Source organism: Rhizobium rhizogenes NBRC 13257 (assembly GCF_000696095.1).
GTDB lineage: Bacteria > Pseudomonadota > Alphaproteobacteria > Rhizobiales > Rhizobiaceae > Rhizobium > Rhizobium rhizogenes.
Genome location: NZ_BAYX01000045.1, coordinates 1 through 1,260, shown reverse-complemented (window position 1 = coordinate 1,260; position 1,260 = coordinate 1). Strand labels below are relative to the sequence as shown.

1 protein-coding gene is annotated in these 1,260 nt (G+C 57.8%); it reads right to left on the bottom strand.

The features are described 5' to 3' along the window. Positions 1-92 precede the first annotated feature (92 nt). Entirely contained in the window at positions 93-1,097 is a 1,005-nt protein-coding gene (locus tag RRH01S_RS33045; RefSeq protein WP_234711815.1) for a Fic family protein, read from the bottom strand. Between the last annotated feature and the right edge of the window lie 163 nt (positions 1,098-1,260).

Genomic DNA, 1,260 nt, shown 5'->3' with positions numbered 1-1,260 from the left:
TAACGACCGGCTAAGGGACGTGGCAATGGCGGCCGCGTACAGTTGGGCCATGGCTCCGATCCCGGCGCATCGGCGGACCAATCACTCCGGCTTTAGTTCAGGCCGTACCAGGTCCCGCGACCCGCTCCATGAAGGGTGAGATGTCCTTGCTCGGTCAACGCCCGAAGATGATCCTTGACGGTGTTGCGGCTTGCGCCTGTGGCCTTGGCCGCATCCATCACCGTAACGCGCCCGCGCTCACGCGCCAGTTCGAGGATCGAAACCGACAACTCCGGCAGGTCGCCCAGCAGGATGCGTTCACGTTCGATCTTGCGCTCGAGCCGTTGCTTCTGGCGCTGCAGGCTCCGGAGGAAAAACTCGATCCACGGATTCCAGTCCTGTTGATCTGTCCGGATCGTGCCCTGCGTTCGACGAAGCGCGAGGTAATAGGCTTCCTTGTTCTGTTCGACAACGCTTTCGAGAGAGCTGTATGGCACGTAGGTATAGCCCGCCCGAAGGAGCAGCAAAGTGGTCAAGGCTCGCGACAGGCGGCCATTGCCGTCTTGAAAAGGATGGATTTCCAGAAAGACCACCACGAAGACAGCGACGATGAGCAGAGGGTGAAACGTCCCATCCTTCTCCTGGGCCTGTTTCCAGGACATCAGTTCCGACATCCGGCCGGGCGTATCAAAGGGAGATGCTGTCGCGAAGACGACGCCCAGGCTTCGTCCATCTTCGTCGAAGGCTTCGACGTTGTTGGCAAGGGTTTTCCAGTTTCCCCGGTGTCGCTCATCTTTGGTCGAGTGAGCGAGTAGATCGCGATGGAGTTGGCGGATGTGATTTTCTTTAAGCGGGATCGCGTCGAAGGAGGAGAAGATCGTTTCCATCACCTCGGCATAGCCTGCGACCTCCTGTTCGTCTCGGCTGGTGAACGAGCCGATTCGGAGGTTCGAGAGCAGCCTTTCGACTTCGCGGTCGCTCAGTTTTGCGCCTTCGATACGGGTCGACGATCCTATGCTTTCGATCGTCGCGACTCGCCGCAAGTTGGAGAGCCGGTCAGGCGCGATACGACCGAGCGCTCGCCACGCACCTTTGAATTCGTCGATCTCGGCGATCAACGACAGGATCTCAGGCGTGATACGCAATTTCGCGAGATCAAGGGCCGTCATCCATTATCCCATCCGTTTCCATCCGAATGGGTTATGACACATCGAACTCCATTTTTCCATCCAATTTCATCCAATAAGGAAGAACAGCGGAAAAGTCAGAGCGGGTAAGGCT